Here is a 1,178-nt window from a genome sequence, read left to right as displayed (position 1 = left end):
CTGCCTGCAGGCAGAATCATTCATCCTTCGCGTTCAGCGGCAATGTCGGTACTGACACGTAGCGTGGACGCGTGGCGCGCCATGACGGAGTAACAACCTGGGTGATCGTGGCATCCCGCGACCATGCCCGACGCGGCCTCGCCGAGGGGTTCATCATGGCGAACCACGGCAAGCGAGCTCCGTTGGCCCGCATGAACGTCGGTGACGGCATCTTCATCTACTCTCCGAAAACCGACTTTCCAGACGGCGAACCCTTCCGTGCAATCGCCATCGTGGGAGAGGTGACCGGTGACGCGCCCGAACCGAGCGCCGCCATCCCGGGAGGTTTTCGGTTGGCTGCGTCCCTGCGCGAGATCAGTCCAGTTCCGCTCGACCGCATTGGCGATCATCTTCCGGCAAATCGCCTGCGCTTCGGCTGCTTCCCCCTTTCGCCTGAGCAGAGTGCGGCGATCTGGGCGCTTGTCGACGAGGGCGCAGACAGCCTGGCGCGCTGAGGAGGGCCGGTATGGGAACACTGAGTTACACCGCGACCGTGTCCCTCGACGGCTACGTTGCCGATGCCACGGGCGACTTCCAGTGGTCGGCGCCGGGTGATGCGGCTTTTGCTGTGCATGTTGACCGCTTGGCGGGGGTCTCGACCGAGGTGCTGGGACGGAAAACCTACGCGCTGATGGAGTACTGGGAGTCCTATCCAGACCACCAGGACTGTCCGCCGCTCGAGCGGGAGTTCGCCCGGCGATGGCAAGGCATCGACAAGGTGGTGGTGTCGTCCACACTGACGCCCGACGAGCTCGGGTCTGACCGAGTCCGCCTCGTACCCGATTTGAGCTTGGACGAGTTGCGACGGATCGTGGATGCGGCGACGGGCGTGGTCGAGATCTTCGGGCCGACGGTCGCAGCCGCGGCGATTCGTGCCGGCATGATCGACGACTTCCAGTTCTTCGTGGTTCCGAAGGTGGTGGGCGGCGGCCTGAGAGCCATGCCCGACGACGTGCACCTTGACCTGAGTCTCGCCGAGCACCGGATCTTCGATGACGGCACGGTCTATTTGCGCTACATCCCTCGCTGAGGCCGCCGCCCTCCGCATGATCCCGAGTTCGTCGCCGATAGCGGCATGATCGTCACGCCGACCACCAGACGTTGCTCGACGACGGAATGCGGTGGAGTTCTCCTTCAAC

2 protein-coding genes are annotated in these 1,178 nt (G+C 64.3%); both read left to right on the top strand.

Annotation, left to right across the window (positions count from 1 at the left end; translation table 11 throughout):
- Positions 1-107 precede the first annotated feature (107 nt).
- A complete protein-coding gene (locus tag M2432_RS27915; RefSeq protein ID WP_280830095.1) occupies positions 108-494 on the top strand; it encodes an EVE domain-containing protein in 387 nt (128 codons plus the stop codon).
- An 11-nt stretch (positions 495-505) separates the two neighbouring features.
- A complete protein-coding gene (locus M2432_RS27910; protein WP_280830094.1) occupies positions 506-1,069 on the top strand; it encodes a dihydrofolate reductase family protein in 564 nt (187 codons plus the stop codon).
- Positions 1,070-1,178 lie beyond the last annotated feature (109 nt).

The sequence above is a fragment of the Mycobacterium sp. OTB74 genome, assembly GCF_029892685.1.
Taxonomy (GTDB): domain Bacteria; phylum Actinomycetota; class Actinomycetes; order Mycobacteriales; family Mycobacteriaceae; genus Mycobacterium.
Note: the sequence above shows the minus strand (reverse complement) of the source record. Positions and strands in the feature narration are given on the sequence as shown.